The 16,502-nt window shown below is 62.5% G+C and carries 14 protein-coding genes; 6 read left to right on the top strand and 8 right to left on the bottom strand.

The window, feature by feature from the left end; translation table 11 throughout:
- Positions 1-13 precede the first annotated feature (13 nt).
- Genes leuD through leuC form a run of 3 tightly spaced genes read right to left on the bottom strand, consistent with a single transcriptional unit; the run spans position 14 to position 2,194 of the window.
- Positions 14-652 (bottom strand): 3-isopropylmalate dehydratase small subunit, encoded by a 639-nt coding sequence (gene leuD / locus ACK4FZ_RS13825; protein ID WP_409821809.1) that lies wholly within the window; start codon positions 650-652, stop codon positions 14-16.
- The gene (locus tag ACK4FZ_RS13820; RefSeq protein ID WP_409821807.1) at positions 649-771 is read right to left on the bottom strand and encodes an entericidin A/B family lipoprotein; all 123 of its coding nucleotides are present in this window, start codon (positions 769-771) and stop codon (positions 649-651) included. Before ACK4FZ_RS13820 ends, leuD begins: the two co-directional genes overlap by 4 nt.
- 16 nt (positions 772-787) lie before the next feature.
- Positions 788-2,194: a 3-isopropylmalate dehydratase large subunit gene (gene leuC / locus ACK4FZ_RS13815; RefSeq protein ID WP_144371430.1), complete on the bottom strand. Its 1,407-nt coding sequence runs from the start codon at positions 2,192-2,194 to the stop codon at positions 788-790.
- Between the two features lie 184 nt (positions 2,195-2,378).
- Here leuC and ACK4FZ_RS13810 point away from each other — a divergent pair, with 184 nt between their 5' ends.
- Positions 2,379-3,152: a helix-turn-helix transcriptional regulator gene (locus tag ACK4FZ_RS13810; protein WP_409821805.1), complete on the top strand. Its 774-nt coding sequence runs from the start codon at positions 2,379-2,381 to the stop codon at positions 3,150-3,152.
- Here the strand turns inward: ACK4FZ_RS13810 and ACK4FZ_RS13805 are convergent, their stop codons facing one another.
- The 4 genes from ACK4FZ_RS13805 to ACK4FZ_RS13790 all read right to left on the bottom strand — a co-directional run bounded on the left by ACK4FZ_RS13805 (position 3,153) and on the right by ACK4FZ_RS13790 (position 6,150).
- Positions 3,153-3,668, bottom strand: coding sequence for a hypothetical protein (locus ACK4FZ_RS13805; RefSeq protein ID WP_409821803.1), 516 nt, complete (start codon positions 3,666-3,668; stop codon positions 3,153-3,155).
- A gap of 103 nt (positions 3,669-3,771) precedes the next feature.
- A complete protein-coding gene (locus ACK4FZ_RS13800; RefSeq protein ID WP_409821801.1) occupies positions 3,772-4,938 on the bottom strand; it encodes an MFS transporter in 1,167 nt (388 codons plus the stop codon).
- Between the two features lie 163 nt (positions 4,939-5,101).
- Positions 5,102-5,509, bottom strand: coding sequence for an RNA-binding S4 domain-containing protein (locus ACK4FZ_RS13795; protein WP_144371425.1), 408 nt, complete (start codon positions 5,507-5,509; stop codon positions 5,102-5,104).
- Positions 5,506-6,150, bottom strand: a complete 645-nt coding sequence (locus tag ACK4FZ_RS13790; protein ID WP_409821799.1) for a fumarylacetoacetate hydrolase family protein — start codon at positions 6,148-6,150, stop codon at positions 5,506-5,508. The genes ACK4FZ_RS13795 and ACK4FZ_RS13790 overlap by 4 nt, the downstream gene beginning before the upstream one ends.
- 115 nt (positions 6,151-6,265) lie before the next feature.
- Between ACK4FZ_RS13790 and ACK4FZ_RS13785 the strand changes: the two genes are divergently transcribed.
- The 5 genes from ACK4FZ_RS13785 to ACK4FZ_RS13765 all read left to right on the top strand — a co-directional run bounded on the left by ACK4FZ_RS13785 (position 6,266) and on the right by ACK4FZ_RS13765 (position 14,145).
- Positions 6,266-7,876, top strand: coding sequence for a methyl-accepting chemotaxis protein (locus ACK4FZ_RS13785; protein WP_409821797.1), 1,611 nt, complete (start codon positions 6,266-6,268; stop codon positions 7,874-7,876).
- A 299-nt stretch (positions 7,877-8,175) separates the two neighbouring features.
- Positions 8,176-9,945, top strand: coding sequence for a PHA/PHB synthase family protein (locus tag ACK4FZ_RS13780; RefSeq protein WP_409821795.1), 1,770 nt, complete (start codon positions 8,176-8,178; stop codon positions 9,943-9,945).
- A 73-nt stretch (positions 9,946-10,018) separates the two neighbouring features.
- Entirely contained in the window at positions 10,019-11,200 is a 1,182-nt protein-coding gene (locus ACK4FZ_RS13775) for an acetyl-CoA C-acetyltransferase (RefSeq protein ID WP_409821793.1), read from the top strand.
- Positions 11,201-11,406: 206 nt separating this feature from the next.
- Positions 11,407-13,200, top strand: a complete 1,794-nt coding sequence (locus ACK4FZ_RS13770; protein ID WP_409821791.1) for a M24 family metallopeptidase — start codon at positions 11,407-11,409, stop codon at positions 13,198-13,200.
- Positions 13,201-13,377: 177 nt separating this feature from the next.
- Positions 13,378-14,145: a substrate-binding periplasmic protein gene (locus ACK4FZ_RS13765; protein WP_409821789.1), complete on the top strand. Its 768-nt coding sequence runs from the start codon at positions 13,378-13,380 to the stop codon at positions 14,143-14,145.
- A gap of 448 nt (positions 14,146-14,593) precedes the next feature.
- On the opposite strand, the gene argS is transcribed toward ACK4FZ_RS13765, so the two are convergent.
- The gene (gene argS, locus ACK4FZ_RS13760; RefSeq protein WP_409821787.1) at positions 14,594-16,312 is read right to left on the bottom strand and encodes an arginine--tRNA ligase; all 1,719 of its coding nucleotides are present in this window, start codon (positions 16,310-16,312) and stop codon (positions 14,594-14,596) included.
- Between the last annotated feature and the right edge of the window lie 190 nt (positions 16,313-16,502).

Genomic DNA, 16,502 nt, shown 5'->3' with positions numbered 1-16,502 from the left:
AACCTTGGGAGTATCAGGCAAACAGCCAGGGCTGCGATTGGCGGCGTTGCGCTTCGTAGGCCTTGATCTTGTCGGCGTGCTGCAAGGTCAGGCCGATTTCATCCAGGCCGCCCAGCAGGCAGTGCTTGCGGTGTTCGGTGATGTCGAAGGCAAAGGTCTGGCCCGACGGCGTGGTGATGGTCTGCGACGGCAGGTCCACATTCAGCGTGTAGCCTTCTGCAGCTTCGCATTCGCGGAACAGCTGGTCTACCACCTCGGCCGGTTGCACGATGGGCAGCAGGCCGTTCTTGAAGCAGTTATTGAAGAAAATATCGGCAAAGCTCGGCGCAATGATCACGCGGAAGCCCTGGTCTTCCAGCGCCCACGGCGCGTGTTCGCGGCTGGAACCACAGCCGAAGTTCTCGCGCGCCAGCAGCACCTGGGCACCGGCGTAGCGCGGGTAGTTCAGCACAAAGTCCGGGTTCAGCGGGCGCTGGCTGTTGTCCATGCCCGGCTCGCCGTGGTCCAGGTAACGCCATTCGTCGAACAGGTTGGGGCCAAAGCCGGAGCGCTTGATCGATTTCAGGAATTGCTTGGGGATGATGGCGTCGGTGTCGACGTTGGCGCGGTCCAGCGGGCAGACCAGGCCGTTGAGTGTGGTGAATGCTTTCATTGTGCAGCCCTTTCAATGGCGCTACCCGCCTTCTTGATATCTTTGCCAATGCCGGAAACCGTGTTGCAGCCAGTGATGGCCAATACCACAGAAAGCAGTGCCAGAAGTCGGATAGTCATGATTGTTTGCCTTTGCTTACAGTGCGCGGAAGTCGACAAAACGGCCGGCGACGGCAGCCGCGGCGGCCATGGCCGGGCTCACCAGGTGGGTACGGCCACCCTGACCCTGACGACCTTCAAAGTTGCGATTGGAGGTGGAGGCACAACGCTCGCCCGGTTGCAGACGGTCGGCGTTCATCGCCAGACACATCGAGCAGCCCGGCTCGCGCCATTCAAAGCCTGCTTCGATAAAGACTTTGTCCAGGCCTTCTTGTTCCGCCTGCGCTTTCACCAGGCCGGAACCCGGCACCACCAGCACCTGCTTCACGTTGGCCGCTTTCTGGCGGCCACGCGCCACGGCAGCAGCGTCACGCAAGTCTTCGATGCGGCTGTTGGTACAGGAGCCGATGAACACGATGTCTACCGGAATCTCGCTCATCGGGGTGCCGGCTTGCAGGCCCATATAGGCCAGTGCACGCTCGATGGAACCTTTTTTCACCGGGTCGGCTTCTTGCGCCGGGTCCGGCACGCGGCCGTTGATGTCGGTCACCATTTCCGGCGAGGTACCCCAGGTCACTTGCGGCTGGATGTCGGCCGCGTCCAGCACGACGATCTGGTCGAAGTGCGCGCCATCGTCGGAATGCAGCGTGTTCCAGTACGCCACGGCGGCGTCCCACTGTTCGCCTTTCGGCGCAAACGGGCGGCCTTTGACGTAATCAATGGTTTTCTGGTCCACCGCCACCAGACCGGAACGGGCGCCGGCTTCGATGGCCATATTGCACAGGCTCATGCGGCCTTCCATCGACAGCTCGCGAATGGCTTCGCCGCCAAACTCGATGGCGTAGCCGGTACCGCCGGCGGTGCCGATCTTGCCGATAATCGCCAGCGCCACGTCTTTACCGGTAATGCCGGCCGGCAGCTTGCCGTCCACACGCACCAGCATGTTTTTGGATTTCTTCGCCACCAGCGTCTGGGTGGCCATCACGTGCTCCACTTCCGAGGTGCCGATACCGTGCGCCAGCGCGCCGAAAGCACCGTGGGTAGAGGTATGGCTATCACCACAGACCACGGTCATGCCCGGCAGCGTGGCGCCCTGCTCCGGCCCCATCACGTGCACGATGCCCTGGCCTTTGTCCTTGAACGGGAAGTAAGCCAGCGCGCCAAAGGCCTTGATGTTGGCGTCCAGCGTTTCTACCTGCTGGCGCGAAATCGGGTCCTGGATGCCCTTGTCCCAATCGTTGGTGGGGGTGTTGTGGTCGGCAGTCGACACCACCGAATCCACTCGCCACAGCGGGCGACCGGCCAACTTCAGGCCTTCAAACGCCTGCGGGCTGGTCACTTCGTGCACCAGGTGGCGGTCGATGTAGAGCAAAACGGTGCCGTCGGCTTCTTCGTGCACCACGTGGCTGTGCCACAGCTTGTCGTACAGGGTTTGTGCGGTCATGGTCGCGCCTTCAGGTAAGGATGGAACAAGGGATCTGCCTGCCGGCCAGCGTGCGCCCTGCGGCGCCACCCGGCTTTGCGCCGGCGCAAATCCTGCGTTGGCCACCATCATGACGCAGGCTTTTTCCTAGTACAAGATAAGCATTTATACTAGTACTAACACTAACAGCTAGCGAGACCTTGCCATGCGCAACAGCAGCCAAACCAGCCCGCTGGGCGACTTCATCCGCAGCCACCGCGAGCGGCTGCAACCGGAGCAAGCCGGCCTGCCCGCTGGCAGCCGCCGCCGTGCCAAAGGCCTGCGTCGCGAAGAGGTGGCCGCGCTGTGCGGCATCAGTCCTACCTGGCTGACGTGGATAGAGCAAGGTCGCACGCAGTCGGTATCGGCTGCCACGCTGGCGGCGCTGGCCAGCACGCTGCAGCTGTCGCGCGCCGAAACCGAGTACCTGTTCAACCTGGCGGGGCAAAAAAACCCGCAGCACAGCAGCGCGGCGGCCAACCCCGAAGCCGAACAGATGCTGGCCGCCGCTACCGCTCACATCAGCCGGCCGGCTTACGTGCTGGACGCGCTATGGCAGATACCGGCGTGGAACGCCGAAGCTGGCGAACTGTTTGCCGGCTGGCTGGATCAGCCCGGCGACAAGAACCTGCTGCAGTTCATGTTCTGCCACCCGTTGGCCGCGCAGCTGGTAGACGACTGGCCGACGCGGGCGCGACGCATGGTGGCCGAGTTCCGTGCCGACACCAGCGCGCTGCAACACGAGGCGGCGAACGCGCTGATTGCCGGCCTGCGGGAAAGCAGCGCCGCCTTCGACGAACTGTGGCGGCAGCAGGATGTATTGGGAAGAGAAGGCGGCGAGCGGGTGTTCAACCACGCGCGCCAAGGGCGACTCAGCTACCAGCAGCTGACGCTGCGGCTGGCGCACGCGCCGGAGCTGAAACTGGTGATGTTGTTGTAGTCAGTGGGATGCGAAGCGCTTTACGGCACTATTGCGGCGCAGATAATCCACCATCCACGCGTCAAATTCGGCTTGATCGGCCATCCCCATCGGCTCTTTACTACGTAGCAGGCGCACCGCATGGGCACCCTGCCGCGACGCGCCGGTGGTGCGGGCGCGGTAATCATAGCGACAGCGCATCCACCCCGATAGCGCGCGTGTCGTCAGTTGGCCGTCAAAATGGCAATAGTAAGGCTGCCCTTGGTCTGCCCCCTCTGCCACACGGAAGCGCAAGTAGCCGCTGGCCGGGTTGTATTGCTGTACTTCGATTTCGCCTGCTGCCACATCACCCTGCAGTGCCGCACTCATGAACAACACCCCGCGCAGCTGACTTTTGTCGTGCCACAGACTAACGCCGTAGCCGTACTGATGCTCTTCGGTAAAACGATAATCCTCAAACTGAAGATAGCCTTGCGGCAAAGACGCCGCGTGAGCCAGCGAGGCAAAAAGACCGCCCATCAGTAACAGCATGCGCATGGTGAACTCCGGCAACAGGTAGCAACAACGCACCGGCGGCTGCGCCCTATGTGCAATCGTCCGCCATCCCCACTCGCGGCATAGCAGACGCGCATTAACGAAATCAACTTGCCTTGTGTCTTTCGGCGGCAGTTGGCCGCAACCACTTCAGGCACACGCCCACCCCCAGCAGCAAGGCAAAAGTGGACACGCCAAAGGTCAGCCCCACGCCGCCGTGCTGCCACAGCACGCCGCCCAACAGGCCGCCGATACTGCCACCAACACCGAACGATGCCACCGTGTACAAGCCCTGGCCACGCGCCTGGTGCTGCTCGGCAAAGTTGCGGTGAATCAGCCCCACGGCGGCAGCGTGGTGCACGCCAAAGGTAAAGGCATGGCCCAGCTGCGCCACAAAGGCCACCACACCAACCGGCAGCAGTGTCGCCATCAGCGCAAAGCGCAGCGCCGACATCAGCAGCGACGCCAGCATCAGGCGTTCCAGCGTAAAGCGTGCCATCAGGCGCGGCATCTGCCAGAACACCACGATCTCGGCCATCACGCCGGTAGCCCACAGCAAACCGGTGGTGCTGGCGCTATAACCCGCTTCCTTCAAACCAATGGAATAGAAGTTGTAGTACGGCCCCATGGCAAACGACAGCAAGAAGCAGCAGGCAAACAGCGCCACCACGTGCGGTTGGCGCACGGTAGCCCAGATCGGCTCCGGCCGCGTCTTGGCACGCTCGATGGCCACTTCCGGCACGCGCCAGCAGGCCAGTACGATCAAGCCCAGCAGGCCGACGATCAGCCACGGCAGGTTGGCCATGGTCACCAGATTCAGCAAGTAACCGCCGCTGGCAGCAAAGCAGACAAAGCCGATGGAGCCCCATACCCGCACCCGGCTATAGCGGCCGGGCTGGCTGCGCGTCAGGTGCGCGGTGGACGCCTCGCCCAGCGGCAGGGCGGCGGCCCAGAAGAAGTGATTGACTGCCAGCCAGGTAAACATGCCCCAGAAGCTGTGTTGCAGCGCCACCATCACGAAGCTGGCCAGTGACACCACCGACGTCCACAGCATGATGCTGCGGCGTTTGCCGCGCCGGTCGGCCAGCCAGCCCCAGAACATCGGCGCCACAATCCGCGCCAGCGTGGACAACGCCATCAGGATGGAGATTTGTACGGTATTGAACGACAGCGACTCGAGATACAGCGACCAGAACGGGCCGAACAGACCCTGAAAGGCAAAATAGCTGAAGTAGAACGCTGCCAGCGCAGCGAGAGGGGCAGAAGCAGACATCGGGTGTAACACAGGGAAGCGGGTGCAGCGCACCGGGGCGACACTATAGCGCAAAAGCCCGCCACCATGAAACCTGCATGCCCGCCCCGATGGCAAACAGACTGTTTCCTGCTGCACAAGACGGGCGATCGCAAGGCTTGTTGCGTCGCCCGCCTGCGGCCACTTACCAGCTGTCCTTGAAGCGCAGGATATCGCGGCGCGCCTTCTTGGTAGGCCGCCCCTCACCGTACGGAAAGCTCGCATGCTCGGCCTTCTGCAAGCCGATCTGGTGTTCGCGGGCGGCAACCGATGCCTCGCTTTCGCTGTACAGCAAACGTGCCTCGGCGGCTGGCCGGCGCTGGGTGGCCAGTGCTAGAATGGTAACGTTGTAGACCAGCTGGTCGATGCGGATCTGCAGCAGCTCACCCTCGCGCGCCACGCGGGACGCCTTCACCCGTTCGCCATTCACCAGCACCCGGCCCAGCTCCAGCGCCTCGTGCGCCAGCTGCCGGGTTTTGAAGAAGCGCGCCGCCCACAGCCATTTATCCAGCCGCACCTTGTCGTCGTCTGCGGCCAACCTTGCCTTGCTCATGCTGCCACCTGCCACTGTGCCTGTACCACGCCCAGGTCCAGCGCCAGCCTGTCACCCGGCTGCAACTGCCCCACCCCGGCCGGCGTGCCGGTATAGAGAATGTCACCCGCACGCAGGCCGTACAGCTGCGACAGGTAGCTCACCAGGAACGGCACCGAAAAGCGCATCAGCGTGGTATCGCCCTGCTGACGCAATACATCGTTAACGTGCAGGGTAAAGCGTGCGGCCAACGGGTCCAGCTCGCTGGCCGGCACAAAGTCCGATACGCAGGCAGCACCACGGAAGCCTTTGGCCTTGGTCCACGGCAAGCCTTTGGCTTTTACCTCGCTCTGTACGTCGCGGGCGGTGAGGTCGAGGCCGATACCGTAGCCGGCCACGTAATCCAGCGCCTCTGCCATGCTGACGTTGTCGGCGTCGCGCCCGATCAGCACCAGCAGCTCGCACTCGAAATGCACGTCTTGTGAAAAGGCCGGCAAGACGAGTGGTTTGCCTTCTGCAAGCAACGCCGCAGCGGGCTTCAGGAACACCACCGGCTCTTCTTCCATGGCATTGCCCAGCTCGGCCGCATGGTCGGCGTAATTGCGGCCGATACAGAAAATAGTACCGACGCGATGATCCTCACCCTGAAGTCGGATATTCATAAACAAACCTTTATTAAAACAAAGCGCATTGATTCAAAGAACTGCAACAAATTCAAAAATACACTAAAACCAGAAATATCCGCATAGGGCGTGTGCACATTACTGGGAGGTAAGCATGAGCATCAAGGCACGGGTTTTCTGGCTGGCCGGCAGCCTGCTGGTACTGATGATGATGCTGTGCGGCAGCCTGTTTGTGTTGCTGCAAAAAAGCAATGACGCGTTCGCTTCCACCTATCAAGACCGGGTCATTCCGCTCAAGCAGCTGAAGGTAGTGGCGGACATGTTTGCCGTCAATGTGGTGGATGCCATTCACAAGACCAACGCCGGCACACTGAGCAGTAGCGACGGCGTCGCCGCCATCAATACCGCAGAAAAAGAATTCCAGCGCCAGTGGGACGCCTACACCGCCACGCGGCTGACCGAAGAAGAAGCACGCCTGGTAGAGCAAGCCAAGGCCAGGCTGGGCGAAGCGCTGGGGGTAGCACGCGAAGCCCGCCAGCTGATGCAGGCCGGGCAAAAAGAGGCGCTGCACACGCTGGCCGAGAAAAAACTGTACCCGGCGGTGGACCCGCTTAGCGCCAACATCAGCCAACTGATCGACCTGCAACTGGCCGAGGCGGAAAAGAACTACCAAAGCAGCGAGCAGAACCTGCACGCCAGCCTGCTGTTTGCCAGCGGCGCGCTGCTGGTCAGTCTGCTGATCGGCAGCATCATGGCCTGGCGCCTGGCCAGCCGGCTGAACAGCAGCGTGCGCGAACTGGCCGACACCTGCCAGGCCATCACGCAAAAGCACGACCTCAGCCTGCGCATTCCGGTACGCGGCAAGGACGAGCTGGCCATCATCGCCAGCCAGCTCAACGGTTTGCTGGACAGCATGGGCACCATCATCCAGGACGTGCGCCACAGCAGCGACAATATCAACCAGATGGCACGGCAGATCGGTCAGACCTCCGACAGCATTAGCGGCAGCTCGCGCCAGCAAAGCGAAGCCACCTCGTCGATTGCCAGCACGGTGGAGCAGTTTGCCGTCAGCATCACCCACATTGCCGATAGCGCCGAGGTGGCCCAGCAGCGCGCCAGCCAGGCCGGCACGGTATCCACCGAAAGCTCGCGCGTCATCGACGCCACGCTGCAGGAGATCAACGCCATCGGCCAGGCCATCCGCAACAGTGAACAGCAAGTGGCCGCCCTGGCGCAGCAGAGCCAGACCATTGTCAGCGTGCTGGACGTGATCCGTGACGTGGCCGACCAGACCAACCTGCTGGCGCTGAACGCCGCCATCGAAGCCGCGCGCGCCGGCGACCTGGGCCGCGGTTTTGCCGTGGTGGCCGACGAAGTGCGCAAACTGGCCGAGCGCTCGGCACAATCCACCGTCCAGATCGACCAGATGGTGCGCGAGATTACCCAGTCGGCACAGGCGGCCAACCTGGCCATGCAACAAAGCGTCAACCGCGTCAGCAAGGGCGAGGCGCTCACCTCCGAAATCCAGGATGCCATTTCCCGCATCCAGCACACCATTCGCGAGGTATCACAGTCAGCCAGTGAAATTGCCGACGCACTGGCCGAGCAACGCACTGCCAGCAACGACATGGCGCGGCGCGTGGAACAGATTGCCCAGCTATCGGAAAGCAACGCCGACAGCGCGGTCAACCTGGACAGCTACGCCGACCAGCTGGAAGACAAGGCCGACCACCTGGAAAACAAGGTCCGCAATTTCATCGTTTAAGCCCCCCACCCCACGCCTGCCGCCGGCCTGCCCTGCGGCAGGCATCAGCCTGACATGCACGCACGAAAACCGCATGCCAATTCAATAAACATGTCATAATCCTCCGCCAGATCCCGCCCAGCTGTTGCCGATGCAACCGTTGCGGCTGCGTTTATCGCAGTGCAACAAGCCCTCGCTGTGTTTTGTCATAAAGCAATGGTAAAGTCTTTACTCAGCAGATTGCGCCAAAACAAGAACAATCATCCTGTCGCGCACGGCAGCACGGCCTGTTTGTCTTCCCCCGTTTGAAGGAGATCTCAATGAGTCAGGAAACCCCTACTTCGCTGGACAGCTTTTTTGCCAGCCTGTCCGAAGCCAATCAGAAGTGGATGCAGCAGTTCGTGAATTCGCTGGGTAACGGCCTGTCGCCGCAAGATGCGGCCAACCCGATGGCCGGCGCGTGGAACCAGATGATGGAAAACGCCAACCAGTTCATCGCCCTGCAGAACAACCTGTACCAGCAACAGATGAACATCTGGCTGAGCTTCCTCGGCCAACCCGCCGCCACCCAGGCACAGCCGGCCGCCGGCGACCGCCGCTTTTCGGCACCGGAATGGAACGACCATCCGTTCTACAGCTTCCTCAAACAAAGCTATCTGCTGACCAGCAAATGGATGACCGAGCTGGTAGACAAAACCCAGCTGGAAGGCGAAGACAAAGAACGCCTGGCTTTTGCCACCCGCCAGTACATCGACGCGATGGCCCCGACCAACTTCATGCTGACCAACCCGGAAGTGGTGAAGCGTGCGCTGGAAACCAAGGGCGAAAGCCTGGTGGAAGGCATGAAGAACATGGTGGAAGACCTGCAGAAGGGTCATATCTCCATGTCCGACGAGAGCAAGTTCGAGATCGGCAAGAACATTGCCTGCACCCCGGGCAAGGTGGTGTTCCGCAACAACCTGATCGAGCTGATCCAGTACACCCCCACCACCGAGCAGGTCTACGAAAAGCCGCTGCTGATCGTGCCGCCGTGCGTGAACAAGTACTACCTGATGGACCTGCAGCAGGATAACTCGATGGTGCGCCACTTCGTGGCCCAGGGTTACCGCGTGTTCCTGGTGAGCTGGCGCTCCGCCACCCCGGACATGAAGCACTACAAGTGGGACAACTACATCGAAGAAGGCGTGATCGCCGCTGCCGAAGCGGTACGCAAGATCACCAAACAGCCGTCGATGAACGCGCTGGGCTTCTGCATTGGCGGCGTCATCCTCAACACCGCGCTGTGCGTGATGAAGCACCGCAAGCTGAACTACATCGACAGCGCCACCTTCATGACCTCGCTGGTAGACCATACCGACCCGGGCGAGATCAAGGTCTTCATCGACGACAAGCTGATCCAGGCCCGCGAAGCCAAGCTGGCCACCGGCAGTGGCGGCATCGTCAGCGGCAAGGAACTGGGCCGCACCTTCGCCAGCCTGCGCGCCAACGACCTGGTGTGGAACTACGTGGTCAACAACTACCTGCTGGGCAAGACCCCGCCGCCGTTCGACCTGCTGTACTGGAACAACGACGCCGTCGACCTGCCGCTGCCGATGCACACCTTCTTCCTGAAGGAGTTCTACATCAACAACGCGCTGACCAAGCCGGGCAGCATCGAACTGTGCGGCGTGAAGATCGACGTATCGCAGATCGACATCCCGCTGTACATCTTTGCCGCCCGCGAAGACCACATCGTACCGTGGAAATCGGCCTACGACGGCGTGCAATACCTCAGCGGTGCCGCCTCGCGCCGCTACGTGCTGGGCGCCTCCGGCCACATTGCCGGCTCCATCAACCCGGTGACCAAAGACAAGCGCAACTACTGGGTGAACGACAATCTGGTCGCCAGTGCCGATGCCTGGCTGGACGGCGCTGAAAGCCGCCCCGGCAGCTGGTGGAAAGACTGGGACGCCTGGCTGGCACCGCAGTCCGGTGACAAGGTAGCCGCACCGAAAGCCTTTGGCAGCAAGGAACTGCCGGCGCTGTGCGACGCCCCGGGCGAATACGTACAAGCCAAAGCCATGCCGGCCCAGCTGGCCACCCTGCAATAATCTGCAAAGACTTCTGTGCTAGATTGCGGTTTCACCCGTATCTGGCACAGAACAGAACAACCTGGAGAAAACCATGCAAGACATCGTTATCGTTGCAGCACTGCGTACCGCCGTTGGCAGCTTCGGCGGCTCCCTCGCCAAGATCCCGGCCCCGGAACTGGGCGCCACCGTGATCAAAGGCCTGCTGGCGCAAACCGGCGTGAAGCCGGAAGACGTAAGCGAAGTGATTCTGGGTCAGGTACTGACCGCAGGCGTTGGCCAGAACCCGGCGCGCCAGGCAGTCATCAAAGCCGGCCTGCCGGTATCCACCCCGGCCTCCACCCTGAACGTGGTATGCGGCTCCGGCCTGCGCGCCGTGCATCTGGCTGCCCAGGCCATCGCCAGCGGCGACGCCGAGATCGTGATTGCCGGCGGCCAGGAAAACATGTCGCTGTCCCCGCACATCCTGCCGGGCTCGCGTGACGGCTTCCGCATGGGCAACACCCAGCTGGTAGACACCATGGTGGCCGACGGCCTGACCGACGTGTACAACCAGTACCACATGGGCATTACCGCCGAAAACGTGGCTGCCAAGTACGGCATCAGCCGCGAAGAGCAAGACGCGCTGGCCCTGGCCTCGCAGAACCGTGCCGAAGCCGCCCAGGCTGCCGGCAAGTTCGACGCCGAAATCGTGCCGGTACTGGTGCCGCAGCGCAAAGGCGACCCGGTAGCGTTTGCCAAAGACGAATACATCAAGGCTGGCACCTCGGCCGACAGCCTGGCCAAACTGCGCCCGGCGTTCAAGAAAGACGGCTCGGTTACCGCCGGTAACGCGTCCGGTATCAACGACGGCGCCGCTGCCGTGATGCTGATGACCGCCACCAAGGCCGACCAGCTGGGTCTGAAACCGCTGGCCGTGATCAAGTCGTACGCCCTCACCGGCTGCGAACCGGAAATCATGGGCATCGGCCCGGTTGCCGCCACCCGCAAAGCGCTGGACAAAGCCGGCTGGAAAGTGGAAGACCTGGACCTGGTGGAAGCCAACGAAGCGTTTGCCGCACAGGCGCTGGGCGTAGCCCGCGAACTGGGCTGGGGCGCCGACAAGGTGAACGTTAACGGTGGCGCCATTGCGCTGGGCCACCCGATCGGCGCCTCCGGTTGCCGCGTACTGGTGACCCTGTTGCACGAAATGCAGCGCCGCGACGCCAAAAAAGGCCTGGCTACGCTGTGCATCGGCGGTGGCATGGGTGTGGCACTGGCGGTTGAGCGTTCGTAAACCCGGCCCGCTACGGCATGCCCAACCCCGCTACGGCGGGGTTTTTTCGTTGCTGCGCCAGGGCAAGGCGCGCAGCAAGCCGTTTGGCATTAACACGCACTACCGCAGCGTCCTGTTTACAGAACATTGCGTCCTGTCCGATTGGCCGTCTTGCCAGCCCCTGTCTCGCGCCGCAAAATGAATACAATATTCCAGCGAGAACCATCATGACCGCCACCCCTGTTTCCGCCCGCCTGGCCGCCCTGCGCCAACACATGCAGCAACACGGCATTACCGCCTGTCTGATTCCGTCGTCCGACCCGCACTTGTCCGAATATCTGCCCGGCTACTGGCAGGGCCGCCGCTGGCTGTCCGGCTTTCACGGCTCGGTGGGCACGCTGATCGTGACCCAGGGCTTTGCCGGCCTGTGGGCCGATAGCCGCTACTGGGTACAAGCCGAGACCGAACTGGCCGGCAGCGAGATCCAGCTGATGAAGATCCAGACCGTGGCCAGCCCGCTGCACCTGGAATGGCTGGCGGCCAACCTGGCTAGCGGCGACGTACTGGCGGTGGACGGCGACGTCCTGGGCCTGGCTGCCGCACGCGCACTGCAAGCCGCACTGGACAAGGCTGGCGCCCGCTTGCGTACCGACCTCGACCCGCTGGCTGCCATCTGGGCCGAGCGCCCGGCGCTGCCGGCCGCCGCGGTCTACGAACACTTGCCACCGTTTGCCAGCACCCCGCGCCGCGACAAGCTGGCCGCGGTACGCGCCGCCATGCAGCAACACGGCGCCGACGCGCATTTCCTCTCCACGCTGGACGACATCGCCTGGCTGTTCAACCTGCGCGGCGCCGACGTCAACTACAACCCGGTGTTCATCTCGCACGCGCTGCTGCGCCACGACGGCGCTACGCTGTTTGTCGGCGCCGGCAAAATCGACCCCGCGCTGGCCACCACGCTGGCCGCCGATGGCATCACCGTGGCCGACTACCACGCCGCCAAGCCGGCACTGGCTGCCCTGCCCGCCGACAGCCGCCTGCTGCTGGACCCGCGCCGCATCACGCTGGGTCTGCGCCAGGCGGTAGCCGATGGCGTACAAGTGGTAGAAGCGATCAACCCGTCCACGCTGCAAAAATCGCGCAAGACCACCGACGAAGTGGTGCACGTGCGCGAAGCCATGGCACAAGACGGCGCCGCGCTGGCCGAGTTCTTCGCCTGGTTCGAGGCCAACGTTGGCCGCAGCCGCATCACCGAGCTGACCATCGACGAGCAGATCACCGCCGCCCGCGCCCGCCACCCCGGCTTTGTCTGCCCCAGCTTTGCCACCATCGCCGGCTTTAACGCCAACGGTGCGCTGCCGCATTACCGCGCTACCGAAGACAGCCATAGCGAGATCGCCGGCGACGGCCTGCTGCTGATCGACAGCGGTGGCCAGTACCACGGCGGCACCACCGATATCACCCGCGTGGTAGCAGTAGGCACGCCGAGCGACGCGCAAAAGCACGACTTCACCCTGGTGCTGAAAGGCATGATCCAGCTGAGCCTGGCGCACTTCCCGCAAGGTACGCTGTCGCCGATGCTGGACGCGCTGGCGCGCGCGCCGATCTGGCAAGCCAACATCGACTTCGGCCATGGCGTGGGCCACGGCGTCGGTTACTTCCTCAACGTGCACGAAGGCCCACAAAGCATCTCGCGCGCCATCCCCGAACCGCATATGGCGATGGAAGCCGGCATGATCACCTCCAACGAACCCGGCATCTACCGCCCGGGCCGCTGGGGTGTGCGTATCGAAAACCTGCTGCTGAACGTGGACGCCGGCAGCAGCGAGTTTGGTGATTTCCTGCGTTTCGAAACCCTGACGCTGTGCCCGATCGACTGCCGCTGCATCGTGCCCAGCTTGCTGACCCCGGCCGAGCTGGCCTGGCTGAACGGCTACCACGCCGAGGTATTCGCCCGCGTCAGCCCGCTGGTGAGCGGCGACGCCTTGGCTTGGCTGCAACACGCCACCCGCCCGTTGTAAGGCATTGCACTCAATGTGATACGGCGGTCTCCGCTGGCCGCCGACTATTGATCTCAGATGTAGGACTTCGCCGGTACCAAACGGAGCATATGCTTTTCAAAAGAACCAGAAAACAATAAATACTACTAATAGACAGCAATGTGCCATATTGGATGCATGCACCTTTGCGGATGAACCATGAAAGCCAAGCTGATTGCCCTTCTGCTGCTGGCTGCCAGCAGCCTGCCAGCAGCAGCGCTGACCATCCTGACCGAAGACTGGCCACCGGTAAGTTTTGCCAACCATAAAGGCCAGGCTGACGGCATGGCGGTAGCGGTGGTGCGTTTGCTGCAAGAGCGGCTAAAAGACAATACTCCCATTCAGGTACAGCCGTGGGCCCGCGCCTACAACAGCCTGCTGAACGAGAAAGACGTGATGCTGTTCACCGTTGGCCGCAGCGCCGAACGCGAACGGCTGATGACGCTACTGGGGCCGATTCTGGTCTCCAGCACTGACGTGTTTGCGCTGAAGCAGTACGCCGACAGCGTCCGCAAGCTGCCACCCGGCGCCATGCAGCAACTGCCGACCGCGGCTTACCGGGGCAGCATTTTCGAGTCTACCGCCAAGCTGAAGGGCTTTCAGGTATTTGCCACTACCGATCCGGCACACTCGGCACGCATGCTGGTAGCCGGCCGCGTCAAACTATGGGTAGAAGGTAATGTGGTGGTGGGCAATGTGTTGCGCGAACAAGGCTTGCCACCCGCCACGGTCGAGCGGGTCGCCACGCTGGACAAGCTCAGCCTGTACCTGGCGTTTTCACCCAACGTACCGCGCGACACCATCCTGCGCTGGGAGAAGGCACTAACCGAGATCAAGCAGGATGGCAGCTTTGCCGCCATCCACCAGCACTGGTTTCCGCTAGATCCGGTGCCGCTACAGGTAGAACGGCTGGGCATACAACGCTAAACACGCTACCCCGGCACCTGGCATGAAAAACCCGCCAACTGGCTAATGCCAGTCAGTTAACACTGACTGGCGTTTTTTTGACTAAGGGGTTGCTGCGTTCAGGGGTGCTTTTGTGTCCGCGATGCGGACGATGATTAAATGCCGGTTCCGCCCGGCAGACGGGAAAGGGGGCGGATTGCCGCCCCCTTTTCATTCCCCCGCAACCCGGGCTGCTCGAAACCCCGTTCAAAATGGCACGCCCCAGGCGCCGCCGAACTCGCCCCTCGCTAACGGCTCGGGGCTCAAACAAATCGGCGTCTTAAAACCTGGTGCGCACCATTTTGACCGGCTCGCGCCAACGGGATGAGGCGCTTCACTCACGTCCTCCCATTTGATAGCCAAGCATATTTGCTTAACTGACTGGCATTGCGCCAACTGGCGGGTTTTTCATGCCGCTAATCCGGCGGACTTACATGGTTTCCAGCACGGCAATGCCCAGCAGGCCCAGACCGGCCTTCAGCGTCTTGGCAGTGGCTGCGGCCAACTGCAGACGGCTCTGGCGTACCTCGCCCTCGCTCTTCAGGATCGGGCAGGCCTCGTAGAAGCGCGAGAACAGCGTGGCCACGTTGTACAGGTAGCCGCACAGGTGATGCGGCTGGCTGCCTTCGGCCACGGTGTACACCACGTCTTCAAACTGCGTCAGCGCCACCGCCAGCTGCTTCTCGGCGGCTTCGGCAATCACGATGTCAGCCGCCGGGTTGAAGTCTTCGGCCTTGCGCAGCACGCTCTGCACGCGGGTGTAGGCGTACTGCAGGTACGGTGCGGTGTTGCCTTCAAAGCTCAGCATCGCGTCCCAGTCAAAGATGTAGTCGGTGTTGCGGCTCTTGCTGAGGTCGGCGTACTTCAGCGCGCCAATGCCCACCGCCTGCGCAATGCTGCGACGCTCGGCTTCCGGCAGGTCTGGGTTCTTACTACTCACCAGCTGGAAGGCGCGCTCGATCGCTTCGTCCAGCAGCTCGACCAGCTTGATGTTCTCGCCGGAGCGGGTTTTCAGCGGCTTGCCGTCCGGTCCCATGATGGTGCCGTGGCCGATGTGCTCGAAGTCGGCGCTTTCCGGCAGCCAGCCAGCCTTGCGCGCGGTAGTGAACAGCTGCTGGAAGTGCAGGCTCTGGCGCGAGTCCACCACGTACAGCGCGCGGTCCAGCTTCAAGGTGCCGATACGGAAGCGGATGGCCCCCAGATCGGTAGTGGCGTACAGGTAACCGCCGCCCTGTTTTTGCACGATAAACGCTGCCGGCTCGCCTTCCTTGTTCTTGAACTCGTCCAGGAACACCACTTGCGCGCCCTGGTCTTCGGTGAGCAGGCCTTTCTCGCGCAGCTCGTTCACCAGTACCGGCAGGTCGGCGTTATAGAAGCTCTCGCCGCGCACGTCGTCGTCGTTCAGCAACAGGCCCAGCTTCTGGTAGATGGCGTTGCAGTGGGTCAGCGACAGCTTGACGAACTGCTGCCACAGCGCCAGTACTTCGGCGTCGCCGGATTGCAGCTTCACCACGTAATCGCGCGCTAGGTCGGCAAAGGCTTCGTCTTCGTCAAAACGCTTTTTGGACTGCTTGTAGAAGGTGTCCAGATCCTTCAGCTCCACCGCCGCATCGCCCGCCTTCTGGGTTTCCACCATATAGGCCACCAGCATGCCAAACTGGGTACCCCAGTCGCCCACGTGGTTCTGGCGAATCACGTCGTGACCGATAAAGCTGTTCACGCGCACCAGCGCGTCACCGATGATGCCGCCACGCAGGTGGCCGATGTGCATTTCCTTGGCCAGGTTCACCGACGAGTACTCCACCATCACGCGACGGGCGTCGGCCTTGGCGATGCCCAGGCTGTCGTCGGCCAGTGCGTTGGCCACACGGCCGGCGATGAAGGCCGGGTCGAGGTGGATGTTGATGAAGCCGGGGCCGGCGATTTCCACCTTGCTGGCGATGCCGGCCAGGTCCAGCTTGGCAATCACCTGCTCGGCCAGCGCGCGCGGGTTGGTCTTCAGCGCCTTGGCGGCACCCATCACACCGTTGGCCTGGTAGTCGCCAAACTCCGGTTTGGAAGCAGGTTGCACGACGGCGGGGGCATCGGGCGCGCCGGCGGCGGCCAGGGCAGCGGCGACACGGGCGCTGATCAGTTGCTGGATAGTCATGGTGGGCCTTTATAAAATCAAAGGCCGGGCGACAAGCGCCCGGCACGAATGCAATGCAGCAATTTTACGACCAAAGCGCCCTGCGGCCAACCTTTGCCGCAAGTAGCCGCCTGTTCCAAGCGGGCCACAGCTCAGTACCTTGCCGCTGCGGATGGTACAACTACCCTCTGCGGCCAACACCACGGCTGTC

Source organism: Vogesella sp. (genome assembly GCF_046297735.1).
Classification (GTDB): domain Bacteria; phylum Pseudomonadota; class Gammaproteobacteria; order Burkholderiales; family Chromobacteriaceae; genus Vogesella; species Vogesella urethralis.
The sequence above is the reverse complement of the archived record's forward strand: the minus strand, read 5'-3'. Positions and strand labels throughout refer to the sequence as shown.